Annotated in this window: 3 protein-coding genes and 1 pseudogene; all 4 read left to right on the top strand. The window is 62.5% G+C overall.

Features of this window, described 5'->3' with window-relative positions; translation table 11 throughout:
- Positions 1-129 precede the first annotated feature (129 nt).
- Positions 130-960, top strand: coding sequence for a 50S ribosomal protein L11 methyltransferase (gene prmA, locus NW820_RS02775; protein ID WP_414406630.1), 831 nt, complete (start codon positions 130-132; stop codon positions 958-960).
- On the top strand, positions 930-1,766 hold the full coding sequence (locus tag NW820_RS02770) for a 16S rRNA (uracil(1498)-N(3))-methyltransferase (protein WP_414406629.1): 837 nt from the start codon (positions 930-932) through the stop codon (positions 1,764-1,766). The genes prmA and NW820_RS02770 overlap by 31 nt, the downstream gene beginning before the upstream one ends.
- A gap of 94 nt (positions 1,767-1,860) precedes the next feature.
- Positions 1,861-3,159: a histidine--tRNA ligase gene (gene hisS / locus NW820_RS02765; RefSeq protein ID WP_414406628.1), complete on the top strand. Its 1,299-nt coding sequence runs from the start codon at positions 1,861-1,863 to the stop codon at positions 3,157-3,159.
- Positions 3,153-3,708 (top strand): annotated as a pseudogene (locus tag NW820_RS02760) (hypothetical protein); the annotation flags it as partial. The gene hisS and the pseudogene NW820_RS02760, both read left to right, overlap by 7 nt.

The following is a 3,708-nucleotide window of genomic DNA, read 5'->3' as shown; positions in this document are numbered from 1 at the left end:
TAGGTTTGTGAAGGGATCCCTGTGAGCAGGACTGTTGCCGATCCCACCCCATTTTCGCCCGCACAAGCGCCGGATCCCGGTGGAGCCTGGTGGGATCTCAGTCTCATCGCCTCCCCTGCCCAAGAAGACCTGATCTTTTGGCGGCTGGAGAATTTTGGCTGTCGGGGCATGACCAGCCAAGCCCACGGCGAAGATCAGGTCTGCATTCACGCCTATCTGCCTTGGCCTCACGTCAGCCTCCTGGATTTGGCAGCCCTCTCCCTGCGCCTGCAGCAGGATGCCCTCATTGCCGGTCAGCGGGTTCCCAAGCTGCGCTGGGAACGCATAGAGGCGGAAGATTGGAGCAGCAGTTGGAAGCAGCACTGGCAGCCCCAATGGGTCGGGGACAAGTTGCTCATTTGTCCGGCCTGGCTGGAGCCGCCCTCTCACCCCGGTCGTCACCTGTTGCGGCTGGATCCCGGTATGGCCTTCGGCACGGGCACTCACCCCACCACTCAGCTCTGTCTGGAGTCGCTGGAGATGCGCCTGGAGGGCGGCGGGGGTGCCGAGGGAGTGACTGTGGCCGATGTGGGCTGTGGATCCGGGATTCTGTCGTTGGCGGCGGCCCTGCTGGGGGTGAAGCGGGTATTTGCGGTGGACATCGACCCCCTGGCGGTGCAAGCCACGATGCACAACCGCGATCTCAACGGCCTGACGGATCGCATTGTGGTCGCTCAGGGCAGCCTGGAGCATATTCCCGAAATGGTGGATGGGCTGGTGTGCAACATCCTGGCAGATGTGATCCTGGATATGATCCCGGAGTTTCGGCTGGTGGTGAAGGAGGGGGGATGGCTGATCCTCAGCGGCATCCTCATCGAGCAGGCCAAGTTGGTGGCGGAGATGCTGGAGGCCAACGAATGGGTGGTGGCAGCCCTCTGGCGACGGGGGGAATGGTGTTGTCTGAACGCACGCATGACCTGAGCGCTTTGCCCCGATTGGCGATTGACCCAGCGCAGCGGGATCCCAGCGGTGTTCTCCATTTAACCGGTCTGCAACAGCACTACTTGCAGCGGGTACGCCGCCTCAGGCCAGGGGATCTCTTTTTGGTTTTGGACGGCTCAGGCAAGCTGTGGGCGGCCCGTTGGCAAGCCCAGGGATCCCGAGTTGTGGGCGAGGTGGAGGTGCTGCCGCGGGAATTGCCTGTTTCTTTGCATCTGGGCTTGGCGGTGGTCAAAGGGCAGGGGTTTGACGAGGTGCTCCGCCAGGTTACCGAGCTGGGGGCGGCGCGAATTACCCCCCTGCTGACGGAGCGCACCGTGTTGGAACCGGGATCTGGGCGGCAGGAACGCTGGCAAAAAATTGTGCGGGAGGCCGCAGAACAATGTGAGCGGTTGCGCTGGCCTCAGGTCGATCCCCCCACCCCTTGGACAAGTTGGCTGGCGGAGCTACAAGCCGTTCGCGCTACTCGGACGGAGTCCTTTTGGTGGGGTATAGCCGTGGCGCGCGAGAACGCCCCCCTGCTGGTGCAGGCCCTGCCGAAGCTCAGGGATCCCGTCTTGGCCATAGCCATCGGCCCAGAGGGGGGCTGGACCGTTGCCGAACGTCGGCAAGCTGAGGAATATGGGGGGGTGTGCGTCTCCCTTGGCCCTACCATCTTGCGAGCTACCACCGCCGCTGTTGTTGCCACCAGCCAAATTGCCGCCACCTACTCCTGGTTGGACTCGAGCTTGGATCGGGGTCATTTGGCTCCGCTAGCGACGGGGAGTGTTGTCGCCGATAATCAATAACTAGGCCGTTTGCGTCAGCGGGACGGAGTCCTTTGACGAGAACAGCCATTGGCATAGCAGGCGGCCAGGCCCACCCCAGGGAGGGAGAACGAGAATGGAGATGATCCAGGCGGTGCGGGGCACCCGAGATATTCTGCCGCAGGAGGTGCGGCTCTGGCAGCAGGTGGAAGCCAGCGCCCGAGAGATCCTGGGACGGGCCAACTACCAAGAAATTCGCACCCCCATCCTGGAGTTGACGGAGCTCTTTGCCCGCAGCATTGGCAGTGCCACCGACGTGGTGGGCAAGGAGATGTACTCCTTCAGCACCCGTGGCGAGCAAGAGGTGAGCCTGCGCCCAGAGAACACAGCAGGTGTGGTGCGGGCCTACATCCAGCACGGGCTGCAAACGGCTGGAGATGTGCAACGCCTCTGGTATTGTGGGCCGATGTTTCGCTATGAGCGTCCCCAGGCGGGGCGGCAACGCCAGTTCCACCAGTTGGGGGTAGAGCTGCTGGGCAGCCGGGATCCCCGCGCCGATGCGGAAGTCATCGCCTTGGCCTGGGAGCTGTTGCAAGCGGTGGGGGCGGAGAACCTGAGCTTGCGGCTCAATTCCCTGGGGGATCTGCAGGATCGGCGGGCCTATCGCCAGGCCCTGGTGGACTACCTCACTCCCTTGCGGGAGAAGCTGGATCCTGACTCCCAAGAGCGTCTCACCCGCAACCCGCTGCGCATTCTAGACAGCAAGGATCCCCGCACCCGCGAGATTGCCGAGGGGGCCCCCAAGCTGCCGGATTACCTCGGCCCAGAATCGCGGGCTTTCTTCGAGCAGGTGCAAGATCACCTGCAGATGTTGGATATTCCCTACCAGTTGGATCCCTACTTGGTGCGGGGCCTGGACTACTACACCGACACCGCCTTTGAGATCGTCTCACCTGACTTGGGATCCCAGAGTACCGTCTGTGGGGGTGGTCGCTACGACGGCTTGGTGGAAGAGCTGGGCGGACCTTCTACCCCAGCGGTGGGCTGGGCCGTCGGCATGGAGCGGCTGGTGCTGCTGTTGCAAAAGAAACAAGGGGAGGCTCCGCCAGCACCGGTCGAGGTTTACGTGATCTCCCGTGGGGCGAAGGCTGAGGCCCAATCCCTCCGGATCGCTCAAGCGCTGCGCCAAGCTGGTTTCTGCACCGAGCTGGATCTGAGCGGCAGCGCCTTTGGCAAGCAGTTCAAACGGGCCAGCCGCAGCGGCGCAACTTGGGCTGTTGTGCTAGGGGATGCGGAAGCTGCAGCCGGAGAGGTACAGCTTAAGCACCTGCCTACAGGGCAACAGCAAACCCTTTTGCAAGCCGATCTGATTCAGTATCTGGCATGCCATTCGCGTCAGCAGTGCGGAGCACCTAAGGTGATGGAGCCATGTTGAATTTTTGGGTTCGGCGCGACGGCCAAGAAGACTGGCAGCCGGTACCAGCCGAGGGAGCAGTTCTGGAAGAAGATACCTACACCATTGTTGCCCGTTCGCCCCAGCCCCACTTCACCATCACGGTGGAAGTCCGGCAGCGTCCTCTAGGGCCACAGAATCAGGGCCCCAACACCGGCACGACTCCTCCACAGGTCCAAACCCGTTCTGTGCGCACCAACGATGAAGGGATCGGCATTATTTTGCCCGCCAGCCACCTCACCCCTGGGTTTTGGGAATTGCACTGCCGAGATGCCGACTTGATCGCAGAACTGTTCGGTGAAACCGAGTTGGACAATTGTCTCCGTTTTCAGGTTGTGCCTGCCCCTCTGGAGCCGGAACGAGGGATCCCTGCCCCGGTGGCTGAAGAGGCCGGGTTTGAGCCCCCCCAGAAAAAAGAGGTCGCCATCCCGCCAGAGCTGTTTTCCCTAATGCACAGTGAATTGGAGGGATCCCCGGAGGAGGTGCTGGTGTTGACGGGGCGGATCGGCTGCAGCGGCGAGCTGCGGGTAC

The sequence above is a fragment of the Synechococcus sp. R55.7 genome (assembly GCF_047461955.1).
Classification (GTDB): domain Bacteria; phylum Cyanobacteriota; class Cyanobacteriia; order Thermostichales; family Thermostichaceae; genus Thermostichus.
The sequence above is the reverse complement of the archived record's forward strand: the minus strand, read 5'-3'. Positions and strand labels throughout refer to the sequence as shown.